The organism is Nocardia sp. NPDC041819 (genome assembly GCF_055590505.1).
This window is the reverse complement of the sequence record NZ_JBVJAP010000020.1, coordinates 1-17270: the sequence shown is the minus strand read 5'-3', so window position 1 is coordinate 17270 and position 17270 is coordinate 1. Positions and strand designations below refer to the sequence as shown.

General features: G+C 69.3%; 18 protein-coding genes. 9 read left to right on the top strand and 9 right to left on the bottom strand.

Going from position 1 to position 17270, the window contains the following annotated elements:
- Positions 1 to 233: 233 nt before the first annotated feature.
- The gene (locus ACZ6DL_RS33775) at positions 234 to 1196 is read right to left on the bottom strand and encodes a metallophosphoesterase (protein ID WP_062972244.1); all 963 of its coding nucleotides are present in this window, start codon (positions 1194 to 1196) and stop codon (positions 234 to 236) included.
- Positions 1197 to 1328: 132 nt separating this feature from the next.
- Between ACZ6DL_RS33775 and ACZ6DL_RS33770 the strand changes: the two genes are divergently transcribed.
- Positions 1329 to 1793: a GatB/YqeY domain-containing protein gene (locus tag ACZ6DL_RS33770; protein WP_393240492.1), complete on the top strand. Its 465-nt coding sequence runs from the start codon at positions 1329 to 1331 to the stop codon at positions 1791 to 1793.
- A 55-nt stretch (positions 1794 to 1848) separates the two neighbouring features.
- Here ACZ6DL_RS33770 and ACZ6DL_RS33765 read toward each other — a convergent pair whose 3' ends face one another.
- Positions 1849 to 4218, bottom strand: coding sequence for a penicillin-binding protein (locus tag ACZ6DL_RS33765; RefSeq protein WP_393240489.1), 2370 nt, complete (start codon positions 4216 to 4218; stop codon positions 1849 to 1851).
- 367 nt (positions 4219 to 4585) lie between these two features.
- Here ACZ6DL_RS33765 and ACZ6DL_RS33760 point away from each other — a divergent pair, with 367 nt between their 5' ends.
- Entirely contained in the window at positions 4586 to 4909 is a 324-nt protein-coding gene (locus ACZ6DL_RS33760) for a WhiB family transcriptional regulator (RefSeq protein WP_014981178.1), read from the top strand.
- Between the two features lie 94 nt (positions 4910 to 5003).
- On the opposite strand, the gene bagB is transcribed toward ACZ6DL_RS33760, so the two are convergent.
- Together bagB and bagA are read right to left on the bottom strand one after the other, a co-directional pair.
- Positions 5004 to 6143, bottom strand: a complete 1140-nt coding sequence (gene bagB, locus ACZ6DL_RS33755; protein WP_466057272.1) for an ATPase BagB — start codon at positions 6141 to 6143, stop codon at positions 5004 to 5006.
- Positions 6140 to 7177 (bottom strand): ATPase BagA, encoded by a 1038-nt coding sequence (bagA, locus tag ACZ6DL_RS33750; protein ID WP_466057270.1) that lies wholly within the window; start codon positions 7175 to 7177, stop codon positions 6140 to 6142. Before bagA ends, bagB begins: the two co-directional genes overlap by 4 nt.
- 784 nt (positions 7178 to 7961) lie before the next feature.
- Here bagA and ACZ6DL_RS33745 point away from each other — a divergent pair.
- Genes ACZ6DL_RS33745 through ACZ6DL_RS33735 form a run of 3 tightly spaced genes read left to right on the top strand, consistent with a single transcriptional unit; the run spans position 7962 to position 9430 of the window.
- Entirely contained in the window at positions 7962 to 8123 is a 162-nt protein-coding gene (locus tag ACZ6DL_RS33745) for a DUF4177 domain-containing protein (protein ID WP_085994820.1), read from the top strand.
- A 17-nt stretch (positions 8124 to 8140) separates the two neighbouring features.
- On the top strand, positions 8141 to 8599 hold the full coding sequence (locus tag ACZ6DL_RS33740; RefSeq protein ID WP_466057268.1) for a RidA family protein: 459 nt from the start codon (positions 8141 to 8143) through the stop codon (positions 8597 to 8599).
- Between the two features lie 39 nt (positions 8600 to 8638).
- The gene (locus tag ACZ6DL_RS33735) at positions 8639 to 9430 is read left to right on the top strand and encodes an MBL fold metallo-hydrolase (protein ID WP_466057266.1); all 792 of its coding nucleotides are present in this window, start codon (positions 8639 to 8641) and stop codon (positions 9428 to 9430) included.
- 65 nt (positions 9431 to 9495) lie between these two features.
- On the opposite strand, the gene ACZ6DL_RS33730 is transcribed toward ACZ6DL_RS33735, so the two are convergent.
- Positions 9496 to 10170 (bottom strand): Crp/Fnr family transcriptional regulator, encoded by a 675-nt coding sequence (locus tag ACZ6DL_RS33730; protein ID WP_039794544.1) that lies wholly within the window; start codon positions 10168 to 10170, stop codon positions 9496 to 9498.
- A 132-nt stretch (positions 10171 to 10302) separates the two neighbouring features.
- A complete protein-coding gene (locus tag ACZ6DL_RS33725; RefSeq protein ID WP_040864458.1) occupies positions 10303 to 10545 on the bottom strand; it encodes a hypothetical protein in 243 nt (80 codons plus the stop codon).
- Positions 10546 to 10768: 223 nt separating this feature from the next.
- On the opposite strand from ACZ6DL_RS33725, the gene nth reads away from it, so the two are divergent.
- The 4 genes from nth to ACZ6DL_RS33705 all read left to right on the top strand — a co-directional run bounded on the left by nth (position 10769) and on the right by ACZ6DL_RS33705 (position 14103).
- Positions 10769 to 11470: an endonuclease III gene (nth, locus tag ACZ6DL_RS33720; RefSeq protein WP_466057406.1), complete on the top strand. Its 702-nt coding sequence runs from the start codon at positions 10769 to 10771 to the stop codon at positions 11468 to 11470.
- Between the two features lie 50 nt (positions 11471 to 11520).
- On the top strand, positions 11521 to 12111 hold the full coding sequence (locus tag ACZ6DL_RS33715) for a TlpA family protein disulfide reductase (protein ID WP_466057263.1): 591 nt from the start codon (positions 11521 to 11523) through the stop codon (positions 12109 to 12111).
- Positions 12112 to 12208: 97 nt separating this feature from the next.
- Complete coding sequence (locus ACZ6DL_RS33710; RefSeq protein WP_393240672.1) at positions 12209 to 12913, top strand: NUDIX hydrolase; 705 nt, start codon at positions 12209 to 12211, stop codon at positions 12911 to 12913.
- Positions 12910 to 14103 (top strand): MarP family serine protease, encoded by a 1194-nt coding sequence (locus ACZ6DL_RS33705; RefSeq protein WP_062978082.1) that lies wholly within the window; start codon positions 12910 to 12912, stop codon positions 14101 to 14103. The genes ACZ6DL_RS33710 and ACZ6DL_RS33705 overlap by 4 nt, the downstream gene beginning before the upstream one ends.
- 53 nt (positions 14104 to 14156) lie before the next feature.
- Here the strand turns inward: ACZ6DL_RS33705 and ACZ6DL_RS33700 are convergent, their stop codons facing one another.
- Genes ACZ6DL_RS33700 through nhaA form a run of 3 tightly spaced genes read right to left on the bottom strand, consistent with a single transcriptional unit; the run spans position 14157 to position 16973 of the window.
- Complete coding sequence (locus tag ACZ6DL_RS33700) at positions 14157 to 15092, bottom strand: alpha/beta fold hydrolase (protein ID WP_466057260.1); 936 nt, start codon at positions 15090 to 15092, stop codon at positions 14157 to 14159.
- A gap of 45 nt (positions 15093 to 15137) precedes the next feature.
- The gene (locus ACZ6DL_RS33695; RefSeq protein ID WP_063052025.1) at positions 15138 to 15644 is read right to left on the bottom strand and encodes a phage holin family protein; all 507 of its coding nucleotides are present in this window, start codon (positions 15642 to 15644) and stop codon (positions 15138 to 15140) included.
- A 33-nt stretch (positions 15645 to 15677) separates the two neighbouring features.
- Positions 15678 to 16973: a Na+/H+ antiporter NhaA gene (gene nhaA / locus ACZ6DL_RS33690; protein ID WP_466057258.1), complete on the bottom strand. Its 1296-nt coding sequence runs from the start codon at positions 16971 to 16973 to the stop codon at positions 15678 to 15680.
- Positions 16974 to 17270: the final 297 nt, after the last annotated feature.

Genomic DNA, 17270 nt, shown 5'->3' with positions numbered 1-17270 from the left:
GTATCCGCCCGGTTGCCAGGGGGACCACTCTTGGGGGCTATCGGCTCCTGCCTCCGCTGGCCGGGCGCCGGCATCGTCTCCCGCCGGAGGAAACACGGAATGCGGTGCGCGGAAGGGCTGTTGCCGAGGATCCGGCGGCCCGGCGGGCCGTCCCATGATCGTCGGGTCGTCGCGCCGGTCGTCGAATCCACTCACAGTTGTCCCCTACCTGCCACACGTCTCGGCAGGGGACCTTAGCGGGCGACGGCCTCCGATGCCGACACTCCGTGGCCCGTGTCGGCTCCCGGTCGCTTCGGCGGCGCGGCGACCAGCGTCAACAAGGTCGCCTCCGGACGGCAGCAGAAGCGGTACGGCGCCCACGGGGAGGTGCCGACACCCGCGGAGACGTGCAACCGGGTGTGCTCGCCCCACTTCGAGGAACCCTTCACCCGGGACCGGTCGATTCCGCAGTTGGTGACCAGCGCGCCGTAGCCGGGCAGGCACAACTGGCCGCCATGGGTGTGCCCGGCCAGCACCAGGTCGTACCCGTCCTCGGCGAAGCGGTCCAGCACTCGGGGCTCGGGGGAGTGGGTGAGGCCGAGCCGCAGATCGGCCAGCGGGTTCGGGGCGCCCGCGACGGTGTCGTACCGGTCGCGCTGCAGGTGCGGGTCGTCGACGCCGGCGGTGGCGATGCGGATACCGGCCACCTCGAGGTCGCGGCGCACGTGCGTCAGGTCGAGCCAGCCGCGCTCGGTGAAGGCCGCGCGCAGGTCTTTCCACGGCAGCGGAGCGCCGTAGGTGCGGCGGTGGTCCTTCTTGAAGTACTTCAGCGGGTTCTTCGCCACCGGCGCGAAATAGTCGTTGCTGCCGAAAACGAAAAGCCCCGGGCGGGAGAGCAATCCGCCGAGGGCCTGGACCACCGCGGGCACCGACTTCTGGTGCGAGAGATTGTCGCCGGTGTTGATCACCAGGTCCGGCTCCAGCCGGTCCAGTTCCCGCAGCCACTGCTGCTTGAGCTTCTGCCCGGGCGTCATGTGCAGGTCACTGAGGTGGAGCACCCGCAGCGACGACGACCCCGGCGCCAGCACAGGCATGGTCGCCTCCCGTAGGACGAAGGCGTTGCGTTCGACCAGCGAGGCGTAGCCGATTCCGGCCACCGCGGCCCCGGCGGCTCCCAGCGCGGTCGTGCGTACAGCAGAGGTCGAGATCACGGGCATTTGCCCAGCATAGGTGACCTCGCTCAGGAGCGCCGAGTGTGTTTCCGCACAAGCGCCCTTTTCTCGGCGGGAAATCGGGCCGCGCGGCAAATGTAGTGGGACCACCGCCCCGGAGCCGCTACCGTGATCGGCATGTCGGAACTCAAATCGCAGCTGCGAGCGGATCTCACCGCCGCGATGAAAGCCAAGGACACGCTGCGCCTTTCCACGTTGCGGATGTTGCTGTCGGCGATCCAGACCGCCGAGGTCGCCGGCACCCAGGCGCGTGAGCTCACCGACGCCGAGGTCGTCTCCGTGCTGCAGAAGGAGTCGAAGAAGCGCAGCGAATCCGCCGAGGTATACACGCAGGCCGGGCGCGGCGAATTGGCGGCGAACGAGCACGCCGAGGCGCGCGTCATCGACGAGTATCTGCCGACCCAGTTGACCGACGCCGAAGTCGCCGACCTCGCCGACACCGCCATCGCACAGGTCGCCGAGGAGATCGGCGAGCGTCCCGGCATGCGCCAGATGGGGCAGGTCATGAAGATCGCCACCGGGCTCGCCGCGGGCAAGGCCGACGGCTCGCGCATTTCGGCCGCAGTGAAGGCGCGGCTGTAGGACCGCGACGAGAAAAGGGGCCGCGAACCGTGTGGTTCGCGGCCCCTTTCTCCTGTCAGCGCGGGATCGGGATCGGAATCGGGATCGGTGGCAGCTGCGGCGGTAGCGGCAGTCCCGGGATGCCCGGCGGCGGGGCGGGCGGCCCGGGCGGCGGCGCGGCCCGGACGGTGCCGTCGCTGATGTACAGCGTGATCACCGAGCCGGGGATCGCCGACCCGTTCGGCGCGGTGCCCATCACGGTGCCCTTGGGGCGATCGCCTGCCCCGGTCACCGGCGACACCTGGAAGCCGGCGGCCACCAGCGCCGCGGTGGCCTCGCCCTGGGTCTTGCCGACGACATCGGGCACCTGCGCGTTGTTCGCGCCGCGCACGTACTTGTCGTCCAGCGGGGGCAACCCGGGCGGCGGGAACAGCGGTATCACCGGTTTGATCGCGTTGAACCAGGTGCGGGCTGGCTCGTTACCGCCGAACAGGTTGCCGTCGCCGCAGTTGCGCAGCGGGAACGAGCAGATCTCGCCGGGGGTGGGGCTGTCGCCGTAGGCGTAGACCGCGGCGGCCAGTGCGTTCGTGAAGCCGAGGAAGGCCGAGGAGCGGTGGCTCTCGGTCGTACCGGTCTTGCCCGACATCGGGAAATTCCAACCCACCGACTGGGCCGCGGCCGCCGCCGTGCCCGAAGTGTCGTCTTTGCTCATCGCGTTGGCCAGCGTGTTCGCCAGACCGGGCTCGACCACCTGCTCGCAGGCCTGCTGGGTCAGCGGCACCTGCTTGCCCTCGCGGTCGATGACCTCCTTGATCGGGTTCGGCGGGCACCACCGGCCGCCGGAACCCAGCGTCGCGGCCACGTTGGACAGCTCCAGCGGGTTGATCGCGACGGGGCCGAGGGTGAACGAGCCGAGGTTCTGGTCCTTGATCATGTCCGCCAGGCTCTGGTTGCCGTGGCCCGAGGTGCCCGCTTCGGTGAACGAGCGCATGCCGAGCCGGACGGCCATGTCGACGGTGGGGGTGACCCCGACGGCCTGGATCAACTTGACGAACGCGGTGTTCGGCGAGGTGGCCAGCGCCTCGGTCACCGACATGGGCGACTTGTACCGGCCCGCGTTCTCCACGCAGTAGGTGGCGGCCGGGCACCCGCGGGCGCCACCGTTACCCATGCCCTTGGCCTCGAACCGCCCAGGCACCTCCAGCTGGGCATCGATGCCGAGGCCCTTCTCCATGGCCGCGGCGGTGGTGAAGATCTTGAAGATGGAGCCCGCGCCGTCGCCGACCATGGAGTACGGCTGCGGCTGCACGGTCTCGTTGGCGTCCCGGTTCAGGCCGTAGGTGCGGCTGCTGGCCATCGCGAGCACCGGATGCGTGTCCTGGCCCGGCGCGACCACGGACATGACCTCCGCGATGTTGTCCAGGTTCGGGTTCGCCGCGTCGGTCACCGCTCGTTTCACCGAGTCCTGCACGGCGGGATCGAGGGTGGTCCTGATCAGGTAGCCACCCTTCTCGATCTGTTCGCGGCTGATGCCGGCGTTGGCCAGGTACTGCAGCGCGTAGTCGCAGAAGAAGCCGCGGTCGTTGGCCGCGATGCAGCCGCGCGGCAGGCCCTTGGGCTCCGGCAGCACGCCCAGCGGCTTGGTCTTCGCCTCGCGGAACTCCTCGGCGCGGCTGGGAATGTTCTGGATCATCGTGTCCAGCACCGTGTTGCGCCTGGCCAGCACGCCGTCCGGGTTGGTGTAGGGATTCAGCTTGGACGAGCTCTGCACCATGCCCGCCAGCATCGCGGCCTGTGAGACGTTCAGATCGGCCGCGTCGACGCCGAAGTAGGTCTTCGCGGCGTCCTGGATGCCGTAGGACGAGTTACCGAACGGGACGAGGTTGAGGTACCTGGTGAGGATCTCGTCCTTGGTCAGCTCCCGGTCCAGCGTGAGCGCCATCCGGATCTCCCGGATCTTGCGGGCCGGAGTGGTCTCGATGGCGGCGCGGCGCTCGGCGTCGGTCTTGGCCACCACCAGTAGCTGGAAGTTCTTCACGTACTGCTGATCCAGTGTCGAGGCGCCCTGCTGGACCTCGCCGCTGGCGCTGTTGGTGAGGAACGCGCGCAGCGTGCCCTGCCAGTCGACGCCCTCGTGGTCGGCGAAGCGACGGTCCTCGATGGACACGATCGCGAGTTTCATGTCGTTGGAGATCCGGTCGCTGGGGACCTCGAATCTGCGCTGCTCGTACAGCCAGGCGATCGGATTGCCCGCCGCGTCGACCATGGTCGAGACCGCGGGCGCCGTGCCCTCGACCAGCTCCGAGGAGACGTTGTCGACGGCGTCGGCGGCACGGTTGGAGACGAACCCGAAGCCGCCGGCGAGCGGGAACAACAACCCGGCGACGAGCACGGAGGCCAGCACGCAACTGCCGGCCAGCCGCGCGAGCGTATGTGTGATCGGCACGAAACAAGACTACGGGTTGCCGTTCGAGCCTTCTTGGCGGCATTTGTCCGGAGGTCGTAACTGGTTGTTCGCGAACCGGAATGGGCGTGTCGCGCGATCGGGGGCGGCGTGTCGCATGAGGGCGCGTACGCAATCTGCCTGCCCGTCCAGTGCGCGCCCCGCTTTGCAGGGACGGACGTACCAAAAAATCTCGAGGTGGTCTTGCGCAAGCGCCATACCTTTACCTAGATTGAGAACCCAGTGTGATAGAGCTAACACTCAAAGTGGAATGTGGTGCACTTCGCAGCGGGGTTTGGGTGCTGCGCGGTGGCAACGCGATTCTGGAGCGCCGTTGACCCGGTGTTCGGACTGCAAAGGGGCACACCAAATGCACATGACAACCCCCATCGCTCGATTGGACGTGGAGCAGGCCGAAGCAAGGATCGCCTGGGTAGCCCAGGCCCGATGCAAGGAAGTGGATCCCGATCAGTTGTTCGTCCGCGGCGCGGCGCAGCGCAAAGCGGCGACGATCTGCAGGCACTGTCCCGTGCTCATGCAGTGTGGTGCCGACGCGCTGGACAACCGCGTCGAGTTCGGTGTGTGGGGCGGCATGACGGAACGGCAGCGTCGCGCCCTGTTGAAGCAGCATCCGGAAGTGACCTCGTGGGCCGATTTCTTCCAGGCCCAGCGCCAGCATCAAGTGGCGATGTAATCCGGCCACATCGAAACGGAGCCCGCGCGAGCGGGCTCAGTTTCGTTTCAGGAGCAATATTTCCGTTCGGAGCAATAGCGGATACGCCTAAGTATCAAGCGGTCGCGCGCGCCGTGCCGGTGAGCTGATCGCCGACGACGCGCAGCGCGTCGAGATCGGACACCTCGAACGGGAGCGCGGTGACCGAGACGATCGGCACCCGCGGATGCGCGCCGGTGAAGCGGTGCAGCAGATGCTGCTCGCGTTTATCGGTGACGACCCGGCGGGCGTGCACCCGCAACACGGCCGCGGTGAGCGGATCGGAATCCGCCACCTGGTCGGCGGCGGTGAGCGCGTGATCGGCGGGCAGCGAACTCAGCACCGGATGGGTGCGGTTGAGCACCAGCCCCGCCAGCGGCATCCGCTCGGTGGAGAGCCGGTCGACGAAGAACGAGGCCTCCCGCAGCGCGTCCGGTTCCGGCGCCGCCACCACGAGGAAGTGCGTACCCGGCTTCGACAGCATGGCGAAGGTCCGCTCGGCCCGCTCCTGGAAGCCGCCGAACAGCGACTCCAGGGATTGCAGGAAGTTCGACGCGTCCTTGAGCATCTGCCCACCGACGACGGTGGACACACCCCGCACCGCCAGGCTCATCGCGCCGGTCACGAGACGGGTCACGCCCCGGCCGGGCGCCATGATCACCCGGATCATGCGGCCGTTGAGGAAGTTGCCCAGCCGCTTGGGAGCATCCAGGAAGTCGAGGGCGTTGCGCGAAGGCGGGGTGTCGACCACGATCAGGTCCCACTGGCCCCGGTGGGCCAGCTGCCCCAGCTTCTCCATCGCCATGTATTCCTGTGTGCCGCCGAAGGAGGAGGCGACCGTCTGATAGAAGGGGTTGGCGAAGATCTGCTCCGCTTTCTCCCCGCTGGTGTGCTCGAGCACCATGTCGTCGAAGGTGCGGCGCATGTTGAGCATCATCGCGTGCAGTTCGCCCTTGGCCTCGGGGCCGAGCGCCACTCGCTGCGGGTTGTTGCCGAGGTCGGCGACGCCCAGTGACTGGGCCAGCCTGCGCGCGGGGTCGATGGTGAGCACCACGACCTTGCGGCCTTCCTCGGCGGCGCGCAGCGCGAGGGCGGCGGCGGTGGTGGTTTTGCCGACGCCACCGGAGCCGCAGCAGACCACAACCCGGGCGGACGGGTCGGCGATGATCCGCGAAATATCCAGCGGGGCAGCCGTGGGATGGGTCGGCGTGCTCATCGGACTCCCTGTGCGGTGAGGTGTTCGGCTAGTTCGTACAGTCCGCCCAGGTCCATCCCGTCCGGGAGGGCGGGCAGGTAGAGCCGGGAGATGTCGACCTTGGCCAGTTCCTCGGCGCTGTCGTCCTGTGCTTGCAGCGTGGCGGAGTGCTCGATCGTTTCGGTGAGCAGCCCCTGGAAGTCACCGTCGGTGAGGGTGATGCCCGCGGAGGTGAGGCCGGCGCGGATGGCGTCGGCGTCCAGTTCGCCGCGAGCGGCCCGGGGGCCCAGCTCGGGCGGGAGCTGGCCTTCGGTCGCGCGGTTCACGATGACGGTGCCGATGCGCAGGTCGGCGGCGGTGAGTTCGGCGACCGCGTCGGCGGTCTCCTGCACCGGCAGCGCCTCCAGCAGCGTGACCAGGTGAATCATGGTCTGATCGGAGTGCAGCAGCTGCGACACGCCCTCGGCCTGCGAAGCGATCGGCCCGCCCTTGGCCACCTCGGCCATGGCCTTGGTGACGTCGAGGAAGCCGGCGATCCGGCCGGTGGGCGGTGCGTCGACCACGATTTCGTCGTAGACCCGCTTACCGGACTTGTCCACGCGAACCGCGCATTCCTTGATCTTGCCGGTCAGGATGACGTCGCGCAGACCGGGCGCGATCGTGGTGACGAACTCGATGGCCCCCATCCGGCGCATGGCGCGGCCCGCGAAGCCGAGGTTGTAGAACATGTCGAGGTATTCGAGGAAGGCGTGCTCGATGTCGAGCGCCAGCGCGACCACTTCGCCGCCGCCGTCGGCGGTGGCGATCCGTGTCTCGGTCGGCGGCAGCGGCGGCAGGTCGAACAGCTGCGCGATCGATTGTCTGCTCTCCACCTCGACCAACAGCACCCGGCGCCCGCCCGCGGCGAGCGCCAGGGCCAGCGCTGCGGCAACCGTCGACTTGCCCGTGCCTCCCTTGCCGGAGACGTAGTGCAAGCGGGCCTGCTCAGCGCGCTTCGGCCACCTTGTGTCCAGTCCCGGCTCCGCCGAAAGCGGCCCTGCAGTTGGTACTCCCACGATCGCGAGCCTATAACTGGTCCGCCACAGCGGGGCACCGGCCGTACCAGACGGGTGGGTCGCGCGGGCCGGTCTCAGCTCCTACCCCCGCCGCCGCTCGAGTCCCGGCACACCCGGGTTTCCCTTACGAATCGCCGTCGCGCCACGCGAAGCCACTGGGATGACCCGGATCCGTTTCCCACTCCACCGTCCCCAGTCTTCGCAGCTAGGCCACACCGAGCAGCGTTCGTACGCGGGCCGGGTGCCGAGCTGCCATGCCTGCGACGAATGACGAACGGCCCGGCCGACCGCCGCCCGCCCCCACGCGGCGCACCCACCGGTCTCGGGTGACGCGTACAACAACGCCTATCCGCCGTTAGCGGTCGCGGGTCGGCTGCGGCGAACTCGGCGGCTGCACCGGCGCAGTGCCGTGAAGCCAGGTCTTTCGAGCGAAGCGAGCCCGTGCATCCCCGCTGACGTCGGCAAATCAACACAGCCCTCGCATGCGAGAGCGGCCGCACTTCCAGAACAAACCATCCCGCACCGGTCGGGATGATGATCCACTCGCTCCAGCCGCATGCCCCGTGTCCGGCACCCGAATACCGACGCGCCCAGCGCACCTCAACTCTCGGTTTCGAGCGAAGCGAGACCGAGCATGCGCCGTTCGCGGCCCGGCTCGCGTTTGCGCGGCCGTCGCGTCCGCGACGAAGTCGCCAGCGGCGGTCGCGCACACGCGAGCCACAAAGGGGCCGCGAACACGCCGCGACGCAGTCGCGGCAATCAGACAGAGCTACGCTTCTCGCTCATGAGTGATACGACCCTGTGGGAGTACGCGACCGTGCCGCTGCTGACGCATGCGACCAAGCAGATTCTCGATCAGTGGGGAGCCGACGGCTGGGAGCTGGTCACCGTGCTGCCCGGTCCGACCGGTGAGCAGCACGTCGCCTACCTCAAGCGGCCCAAGTAGCGAAGGACGGTGACGCGATGACCCAGTGGGAGAAGAACCTCGCCGAGCTCGGAATCACCCTTCCTCCGGTCGCGGCCCCGGTCGCGGCCTACATTCCCGCGATCCGTACCGGGTCGCTGGTCTACACCTCCGGTCAGTTGCCGTTCGTGAACGGCCAGTTGTCCGCGGTCGGCAAGGTCGGCGCCGAGGTCTCGATCGAGGAGGCCGTGGAGGCTGCCCGGCTGTGCGCGCTGAACGCGCTGGCGGCGGTGCACGACCTGGTCGGTCTCGACGCGGTGGTGCGGATCGTGAAGGTGGTCGGATTCGTCGCCTCGGCACCCGGATTCGGCGATCAGCCGGTTGTGATCAACGGCGCGTCGGAGTTCCTCGGCCAGGTCTTCGGTGACGCGGGTAAGCACGCGCGCTCGGCCGTGGGAGTCTCCGAACTTCCCCGCAACACTCCGGTCGAAGTCGAACTGATCGCCGAGGTGCGCTAGACCGGAACTGTCGGCTCCGTTTCTATCCGAGGTTTTGCGATGACGTTGACTCACCCCGCCTACGGGCAGCTCCGGCAGGTCACCGAGACGGCGGCGGTGCTGCTCGCCGCCAATCCGGGGCAGATGACCTTGGACGGAACCAATACCTGGGTCCTGCGCGCGCCGGGACGGTCGGACTGTGTGGTGGTGGACCCGGGGCCGAAGGACAAGTCGCACACGGCCGCGATCGCCGAGGCCACCGGTGGCCGGATCGCGCTGACGCTGATCACCCACCGCCATCACGACCACACCGGCGGTATCGATCGGCTGGTCGAGGTGACCGGGACGCCGGTGCGCGCCAAGGACTCCGGCTTCCTGCGCGGCTCGTCCGCTCCCCTCGTCGACGGCGAGGTCATCGAGGCGGCTGGCCTGCGGATCACCGTGCTGGCCACGCCGGGTCATACCGGTGACTCGGTGAGCTTCGTCCTCGACGACGCGGTGCTGACCGGCGACACCATCCTCGGCGCGGGCACCACCGTGCTGGACTCCAGCGACGGCACGCTGGCCGACTATCTGTCCTCGCTGGACCGGTTGGTCGAGGCGGGCCGGGGCAAGGCGTTGCTGCCGGCGCACGGCCCGGATCACCCGGATCTGGAGCCGGTCGCCCGGTATTACATCGCCCATCGGCACGAGCGCCTCGGTCAGGTGCGGGAGGCACTGCGGGCGCTCGGCGCGGACGCGGGCGCGATGGCGGTCGTGCGGCGCGTGTACGCCGACGTGGACAAGCGGCTGTGGCCCGCGGCGCGCAGTTCGGTGCAGGCGCAGCTGGAATACCTGCGCGTGCACGGCTAGCCGGAACGACAGAACGCCGGGTTCAGTGGAGCGCTGAACCCGGCGTTCGGCGTGGAGTCCGTGCGTTACCGGGCGCGACGGGCCAGGCGCTCGGAATCGGAGATGAGCACGCTCTTGCCCTCCAGCCGCAGCCAGCCGCGATGCGCGAAGTCGGCGAGCGCCTTGTTCACGGTCTCGCGGGAGGCGCCGACCAGCTGGGCGATCTCCTCCTGGGTCAGGTCGTGGGTGACCCGCAGCGCGCCCGCCTCCTGAGTGCCGAAGCGCTGTGCGAGCTGCAGCAGCGCCTTGGCGACCCGGCCGGGGACGTCGGTGAAGATCAGGTCGGCCAGGTTGTTGTTGGTCCGGCGCAGGCGGCGGGCGAGAACGCGCAGCAACTGCTCGGCGATCTCGGGCCGCTGGTCGATCCAGGTCTTGAGGGCGTCGCGGTCCATCGTCACCGCACGCACCTCGGTCACCGTGGTGGCGGTGGAGGTGCGCGGGCCCGGATCGAAGATCGACAGCTCGCCGAACATGTCGGACGGGCCCATGATGGTCAACAGGTTCTCGCGGCCGTCGGGCGAGCGGCGTCCGATCTTCACCTTGCCGGACGTGATGATGTACAGCCGGTCGCCCGGCTCACCCTCGTTGAAGATGACATGACCGCGCGGGAAATCCACCGGCTGAAGTTGCTTGGCGAGGGCGGCCACCGCAGTGGGCTCGACGCCCTGGAAGATGCCTGCTCTGGCGAGGGCCTCGTCCACGAATGTGCTCCTTAGGGAAATGGCTCTGTACTGGACCGAAGCGACTCGGCCAACAGCGCAGTCTACGCGGCGTCACCACAGCGTAGTGACGGACACCACGTAACGAGTGGATTGCGCGGCGCGCACGCCGGGTCAGCTCGCGCGGGCCACGTCCATCTCGTCACCGCGGGAGCGACGCCTGCGCATCCGGGCCACGGCGGCGGGCAGACCGAGCTTCGTCAGCTCTTTCACCTCGGCGTTACTGGCCTTGTCCAGGTACTGCTGAACCTCTTCGTCGGGTTCGAGAAGCTTGCGGAGCCGGTTCTCGACCCGCTCCATACCCAGTGCGAACAGCATCAGCACCACTGGGAAGAGCACCACAGCGAGTCCTTGCATGACGAGCAGTAAACACCGTCGAGGTCTCAGATGGAACACGGCAACTGAACTGGAAGGGCAACGTTGTCTGCCGATTCCGTATGGTGGACACGTGCGCGTCTCCCCCTCCACCGCCGCCGGGAACGGGCTTGCCCCCGGCTCCGATCCCAACGGAACGCCGCCGGTCGCCGCCGCGGCTCCACAACGGAAAACCAGGGCGCGACAGGCGGAAACCCGACTCGGGCTGGTCCGCCGCGCGCGCCGGATGAACCGCGAACTGGCGACCGCTTTCCCCCACGCGCATTGTGAGCTGGATTTCACCACGCCGCTCGAACTGGCGGTCGCGACAATACTTTCGGCGCAGTGCACCGACGAGCGGGTGAATCTCACCACGCCCGCGCTGTTCGCCCGGTACCCCGACGCCCGCGCCTACGCCGAGGCAAACCGCGCGGAGCTGGAGGAATACATCCGGCCGACCGGCTTCTTCCGGAACAAGGCCGCCTCGCTGATCGGACTCGGCCAGGCGCTACTGGAACGATACGACGGTGAATTGCCTCACACCCTGACCGAACTCGTCCAGCTGCCCGGCATCGGGCGCAAGACCGCCAACGTCATCCTCGGCAACGCGTTCGGGGTGCCGGGCATCACGGTCGACACCCATTTCGGCCGTCTGGTGCGCCGCTGGGGATGGACCGACGAGGAGGACCCGGTCAAGGTCGAGCACATCGTCGGCGCGCTGATCGAGCGCAAGGAATGGACGATGCTCTCGCACCGGGTGATCTTCCACGGACGGCGGGTCTGCCATTCCCGCAAGCCGGCGTGCGGCGCTTGTGTCCTGGTCAAGGACTGTCCGTCGTTCGGTATCGGGCCGACCGATCCGGAGGCCGCGGCCAAGCTGGTGAAAGGGCCGGAGCGCGAGCATCTGCTGGAGCTGGTGGGCCGGTGAGCTCGGAGCCCTCGGGCCGAAGGAGGAGGGGGCATGCGTGGCGCTGGGCATTGGCAGGTCTGATCGTGGTGGTGGCGCTGGCGGTCGCGGTGTGGCCGCGCGGCGACGACGCGGCGGAGGAGCCGCAGTCGCCCCCCGCCGCCTCCGGCGTCTCCGATGACCTGCGCGCTGCCGCCCATTTGCCCGACTGCCCCAGCGGCGCCGCCACCGGCAGCGGGCCGCTGGCCGGGATCACGCTGGATTGCCTGGCGAACGGCAGGCCGGTGGACCTGGCCGCCGCGCTGGCGGGCAAGCCCGCTCTGCTGAACCTGTGGGCCTACTGGTGCGCACCGTGCGCCCAGGAGTTGCCGTATTTGCAGCAATACGCCCAACGCGCCGGGAACGCGATTACCGTGCTGACCGTGCACAGCGACCCTGATGAGGCCAAGGCACTGTCCCGGCTGCGTGGGCTGGAGGTGCGGTTGCCCGGCGTTTCGGACGCCGATGCGCGAGTGCGTACGGCCGTCGGGGCCCCCGCGGTGTTGCCGATCTCGGTGCTGGTGCGTGCCGACGGCTCCGTCGCCGACGTCGTTGTGCGGGCTTTCGGCGGGGTGGATGACATCGCGAATACGGTCGCGGGCAAGCTCGGAGTGGCCGCGTGACAATGCGGGTGGACGAATCAATGGTGGAGGTGACGGTGCGGGCGTGCACGCGGGCCGGTGAGCGAATGCGCGGGGGAGGTGTGTGTTGAGCATCGAAATGCCGCCCGGCATCCCGGAATGGCTGACCCGCTCGGCCGAACCGGCTACGGAGAACGCCGACACCCTGACCAGGGAGCGTGTGCTGCGCCGCGCCCTGACCCTGACTTCGAAGCCGCGGCAAGCGGCGGTGCTCGTGCTGTTCGGCGGCTCGCCCGAGCCGGACCCGGCCGCGCCCGGCGGACTGCCCGCCGACGCGGAGGTGCTGCTCACCCAGCGCGCCTCCACCATGCGCCAGCACCGAGGCCAAGTGGCTTTCCCCGGCGGTGCGGTCGACCCGGGCGACGCCGGGCCGATCGATACCGCGCTGCGCGAAGCGTGCGAGGAGACCGGCCTCGACCGTTCCGGTGTCGAGCCGTTCGCGGTGCTGCCGAAACTGTTCGTGCCGCCGTCTCGCTTCGACGTCACGCCGGTGGTCGCGTACTGGCGCACGCCGGGCGCGGTCGGGGTGGTCGACCAGAGCGAGACCGAGCGCGTCGTGCGCGTCCCGCTCGCGCAGCTGCTGGATCCGGCCAACCGCTTCCTGGTCCGCAGCCCCATGGGTTATCAGAGCCCGGCGTTCCAGGTCGACGGGATGCTGGTCTGGGGTCTGACCGGCGGCATCCTCGCCGGGATCAGCAAGGCCTGCGGCTGGGACCGAGCGTGGGACCACGGGGACGTTCGTGATCTGGAGACCGCACTCGCCGCCGTGGGGATGACGTTATGAGTTCGTCGGCCTGGCTCGACATCGCCGTCGTGCTGCTGGCGCTGCTGGCCGCCTCCTCGGGATGGCGCCAGGGCGCGGTGGCCTCCGCGCTCGCCTTCCTCGGTGTGGTGCTCGGCGCGGTCGCGGGCATCCTGATCGCGCCGCACATCCTGGTGCACGTCGACGAGGGCCGCACCAGAGTGCTCACCGGTGTGCTGCTGATCGTGGTGCTGGTGATCGTCGGTGAGGTCGCGGGCATGGTGCTGGGCCGCGCCGCGCGCAGCGGCATGCGTCATCCGTTCACGCGCAGCGTGGACAGCGCGGTCGGCGCGGTGTTGCAGGCGGTCGCCGTGCTGGTCACCGCGTGGCTGCTGGCGCTGCCGCTGGCCACGTCGTCGCAGCCGGCCATCGCGACGGCGATCAACGGCTCGCGGGTGCTCGCCGATGTCAACGACGTCGCGCCGAACTGGCTGCGCAGGCTGCCCAACGAGTTCTCCAAGCTGCTCAACACCTCCGGCCTGCCGGACGTGATCGGGCCGTTCGGGCGGGCGCCGATCGCGGCTGTGGAACCCCCCGATCCGAGCGTGCTGGCCAGCCCCGTCGCCGCCTCGCTCCAGCAGAGCGTGCTGCGCATCCGCGGGGTCGCGCCGAGTTGCCAGCGGGCGCTGGAGGGCTCGGGTTTCGTCATCGCGCCCGAGCGCGTGATGACCAACGCCCACGTCGTCGCGGGCACCACGAGCGTCGCGGTGGACACCCCGCGCGGCCCACTGGACGCGAACGTGGTCCTGTTCGACCCGTCCAAGGATGTCGCGGTGCTCGCCGTCCCCGGTCTCACCGCCCCGGTGGTCCCGCGCGCGCCTGCGCCCGCGCGGTCGGGCGACAGCGCGATCGTGCTCGGCTACCCCGGCGGCGGCCCGTACACCGCGAGCGCCGCCCGGGTGCGCGAGACCCTGGATCTGACCGGTCCGACCATCTACCGCAACGGCACCGTCGAACGCGAGGTCTACACCGTCCGCGGCCAGGTCAGGGCGGGCAATTCCGGCGGGCCGCTGGTGGATACCGACGGGCAGGTGCTCGGCGTGGTCTTCGGCGCCGCCGTCACCGACGACGACACCGGTTACGTGCTCACGCTCGCGGAGGTCCGCGCGCAGCTCGACGCGGCCGAACGGGTCAGCGCCGCGGTGGACACCGGCGCCTGCGTACTCAGCTGAATCGGCGTCCCCGGCCACGGGCAATCCGTGGCCGGGGCGGCATTCCCCGCGGCTCAGGCCAGAAGTTTGGCCAGTTCCGTCGTCACGGCGTCCGGGTTCTCCTGGTGGGTGAAGTGCCCCGCCGCCGGGATGGTGACCAGTCGCCGCTCCGGTGCGAGATGAGGATCGCGGCGGAAGGTTCCCGCCAGCACGTACGGGTCCAGATCGCCGCGCATGGCCAGGACCGGGATATGGATGGGTTCGCGCATGGTCGCCATGAACCGGCGGCCGTCCGGACGCCACTGACTGCGGAAGGCCCAGCGCTGGTACTCCAGCGCACAATGCGCGGCGCCGGGAATCCGGATCGCCGAACGCATCCGCTGGGCGGTGTCGACGAATTCGGCGGTGCCGGTCCATCCCACGCTCACCCGCTGACGCAGCAGCCGCTCGACCTCGAAGCCGTCGGCGGTGGTCAGCAAGTGCTCGCCGTACCGGGGCAGCTGGTAGCGAAGGAAGTTCGGCAGCCAGGCCGCGCGCTGGCGGCGGTTGCGCAGCACGGAACTCTTCAGCGCCGACGGATGCGGCGAGCCGACCAGCGCGATCGAGCGAACCAGTCGCGGATGCAGCACCGCGGTGGTCCAGCAGACCAGTCCACCGTCGGCGTGCCCGACCAGCGTCGCCTCGGTGTAGCCGAGCGCCCGGATGAGGCCGGCGACGTCACCGGCGAGCGTCCAGCCGTCGTAGCCGCGCGGCGGCTTGTCGCTGTCGCCGTAGCCGCGCAGGTCGACGGCGACAACGCGGTAACCGAGCTCGGCCAGGCCGGTCAATTGGTGACGCCAGGACCACCAGAAGTCCGCGAAGCCGTGCAGCAGCACGACCAGCGGAGCGTCGGCCCGCTCGGGCGCCGCGTCCACGACGTGGAATCGAATGCCGTTGGCGTGCACGTCCCGATGCGTCCACGGTCCGTCGTAACGGACGCTGGACGGATCCGGAAGCAAGTTCGCCGACACGGCGACCGAGCCTAGTAGCCGTCGTACCGGCTCGCGCACGCGCGCCTAGGAAGCGGGCTTCTCCAGGGCGAGACGGTCGTCGTGCGCGGACGCGCCCAAGCTGTGCGGCAGCACCGTGCGCGCCTGCTTGAGCGAATCGATCGTCTTCTCCGGCGCGCGCAGTTTCTTCACCCGCCGGTATCCGAGGAACGCCAGTGCCGCGGTGGCCACGACCATCAGCAGGAAGACGATCAGGAAGGCCGCCCAGCGCGCCAGCCACACGTCGAGCAGTTCGCCCAGGAAGAAGAAAAAGAAGAAGGTGCTGAACAACAGCACGGTGAGCGCGAGGATGAAGTAGACGCTGCCCTGCAGGCCCTTCTTGATCTCACCGGTGACCTCGGCCTTGGCCAGTTCGACCTCGGCGCGGACCAGGGTCGACATCTGCTCGGCGGCGTCGCGGACCAGGCTCCCGAAGCTCGCGGAGCCGAGCGGATCGGCGTCCGTGAGGGGAATGGAGGTGACCGTACGACCGCGCTCCGCGCCGCTCCCGTTACCGCCGTGGTTGAAACTCACTTGGTCGACCCTTCTCCCTGTCCCGGCACTGCTTCAACTCCCGTTCGATCGGCGGCGCTCCCGGTGCCCTCCGTGGTCACGCAGGCTACCGCCTCCGGGCGGATCGCTCGTGCCGCCGTACTGTTCACGTTCTAGCGCACGGGCGTCCCGCCGAGCCTGGTGGACACGCCCACGCCGCAACAGTAGCGCCGAACCGGCGAGCGACGCCGCCATTGATGTGACCAACACAGCGGCTTTCGCCAACTCGACGTCCGCGACATCGGCGAGCGCGAGTTCCGCCACGAGAAGGCTAACCGTGAAGCCGATCGCGCCGAGCACCGACAGGGCGAACATGTCCCGCCAGCCGAGCCCGCTGGGGCGCTTCGCGACGCCCAACCGAATTGCCACCCAGCTCATCCCGAAGATCCCGAGGGGCTTGCCCACGAGGAGCCCGAGAATCACGGCGAGCGCGAGCCGATTGGTGTACAACTCGCCGAACACCGTGGGATTCAACGGAACCCCGGCGGCGAACAGGGCGAACAGCGGAACGCAGAACCCGGCGGAGACCGGCTGGAAGAGGTGCTCGAGCCGGGCGGCGGGCGCTCGACGTTCCCCGGGATCCGGGCGCACCCGGGTGAGCAGGCCGAGCGCGACGCCCGCCAACGTGGGATGGATGCCCGCCTCGTGCAGCGCGTACCAGGACACCAACGCCAGCGGGACATAGAGCCAGGGCGCGCCGATCCGCGCGCGTTGCCCCATCGACCATCCGGCGAAGCATCCGGCCGCGACGAGCAACCACAGCAGCGACACCGCGGTGGTGAACAGCACCGCGATCACGACGATCGCCATCAGATCGTCGACCACCGCGAGACTGAGCAGGAACACCCGCGCGCCCGCCGGGATGCGCGAACCGGTCAGCGCCAGCACGGCGAGCGCGAACGCGATGTCGGTGGCGACCGGGATGGCCCAGCCGCGCTCCATGCCGGGGATGCCGAACCCGACGACCGCCGCGATCAGCGCGGGGGTGACCACGCCGCCGATCGCCGCGATGACCGGCAGGGTGGCGCGTCTGCGGTCGGCGAGTTCGCCGACGACCAGTTCGCGTTTGAGTTCCAGTCCGGCGACGAAGAAGAACACCGCCAGCAGGCCGTCCTCGGCCCAGCCTGCCAAGGTCAGGTCCAGGTGCAGCGGCGGGATCGCGACGACCGTCTCGGTCATCGACACATAACTCGCTGCCCAGGGCGAGTTCACCCACAGCAATGCGATCGCGGCCGCGATCAGAAGCAGTGCGCCGCCGAAGGTTTCCGTGCGGAGGTAGCGGGACAATTCCGAGTGCACTCGCGTGATCACGGGAAACCTTTCGGGCGGCGATCGGGCAGCACTGCGGCGGCACCCACCGGAACCGGCTCAACGGGTGCGCGACCGCTCGCCGACCAGACTTCCCGGCACACCTCACGCAATCTTAACGGGTGCGGCCGGTGACAGGTCCGCCACCGGCCGCACTCAGCGCTGCTCGGTCAGTCCTTGCCTGCCCGGATCGCCTCGAAGACGCTCGGGTCGACGAGGGTGGAGGTGTCGCCGAGTTCGCGTCCTTCGGCGATGTCGCGTAGGAGGCGGCGCATGATTTTGCCGCTGCGGGTTTTGGGG